This is a genomic window from Streptomyces sp. NRRL S-495 (assembly GCF_000966955.1).
GTDB classification, from domain to species: Bacteria; Actinomycetota; Actinomycetes; order Streptomycetales; family Streptomycetaceae; genus Kitasatospora; species Kitasatospora purpeofusca.
In genome coordinates this window covers 1-1,298 of the sequence record NZ_JZWY01001130.1, presented here as the reverse complement: position 1 = coordinate 1,298, position 1,298 = coordinate 1, and the positions used below count along the sequence as shown (strand labels likewise).

Genomic DNA, 1,298 nt, shown 5'->3' with positions numbered 1-1,298 from the left:
CCTCCGGGCTGCCGGCCAGCCAACCGCCGTACGCCTCGACCCGGGCGACCACCTCGGCCGGTTCGCCGTCGATCGGCGTCATCCGGGACCAGGCCAGCATCGGACGGCGGCTCTCCGGCGTCGGGAACGGCTCGCGGTAGGGCCGGACTTCGTCCTCGTCCAGCGGGTGGAGCACCCCGCCCTTGAAGGCCGTCTCGATGAAGATGTTCTGCTCCAGCACCAGCTCCTCGCCGACACCGGGCGTACGGAACGCCGCGGCGCGCGCCCGGGCCGGCGGCGGCAACTCCTCGGCGGCCAGCGGCTTGAGGAAGGTCTCCAGCAGGACGACCCCGGCCACCCGGTCCGGACACCGGGCCGCCCGGTCGAGGGCCAGGACGCCGCCCCAGTCGTGGCCCACCAGGACGACCCGGTCCAGGCCGAGCGCCTCGAACCAGGCGTCCAGGTAGCGGGCCTGGTCGTCGAAGCCGTAGTCGACGGCCGGCTTGCCGGAGGCACCCATGCCGATCAGGTCGGGCGCGAGCACCCGGAACCGGCCGGCCAGCTGCGGGACGACCTTGCGCCACAGGTGGGAGGAGGTGGGGTTGCCGTGCAGGAGCACCACGGGCGGGCCGCCCGCCTCGGCGGCGGGGTTGTCGGCGCCGGTGTCCAGATAGGCCAGATGGGAGTCGATCACGGGGACGGTGAGCATCGGGACGATTCCTCTCGTGGCGCCGGGCAGGGGCGGGGCACGCGGAGCCCCTACCCATTCCGTTAGTCGCACTAACGGTTCAATGTCCATGACCGTATATCGTTAGGGCGACTAACACAACGGCTAGACTGCCTGACGTGAAGAACCACGAGACGCCCCGCCACTCCCCGGGCGCCATGACCGACCACGCGGCCCCGGCCCGCGTCCGCGGCCTGCCCAGCCGGCTGCTGGCCGTCAACGCCCTGCACGCCGACCGCCTGGTGCACGACGGCCTGGCGGCGGAGGGCGCCCGCAAATGGCACTTCGCCGCCCTCACCGCGCTCACCGAGGGCGGCCCGGCCAGCCAGTCGGACCTCAGCCGGCGCACCGGCATCTACCGCAGCGACATGGTCGCGGTCGTCAACGAACTCGCCGAACGCGGCCTGGTCGAGCGCACGCCCGACCCGGCCGACCGCCGGCGCAACGTCATCACGGTGACCACCGAGGGGCGCGCCCACCTCCGGCGGCTCGACACCGTCGTCGACGCGGCCCAGGACGCCCTGCTCGCCCCCCTCGACGCCGACGACCGCGCCCGTCTGACCGACCTGCTGACCCGCCTCCTGGACCACCA

General features: G+C 73.5%; 2 protein-coding genes. One reads left to right on the top strand and one right to left on the bottom strand.

Going from position 1 to position 1,298, the window contains the following annotated elements:
• On the bottom strand, window positions 1-688 hold a 688-nt coding region (locus VR45_RS39795; protein WP_045944851.1), incomplete at its 3' end, for a haloalkane dehalogenase.
• A 176-nt stretch (window positions 689-864) separates the two neighbouring features.
• Here VR45_RS39795 and VR45_RS39790 point away from each other — a divergent pair.
• Window positions 865-1,298, top strand: a 434-nt coding sequence (locus tag VR45_RS39790; RefSeq protein WP_045944850.1) for a MarR family transcriptional regulator, incomplete at its 3' end; no start/stop codon positions are given.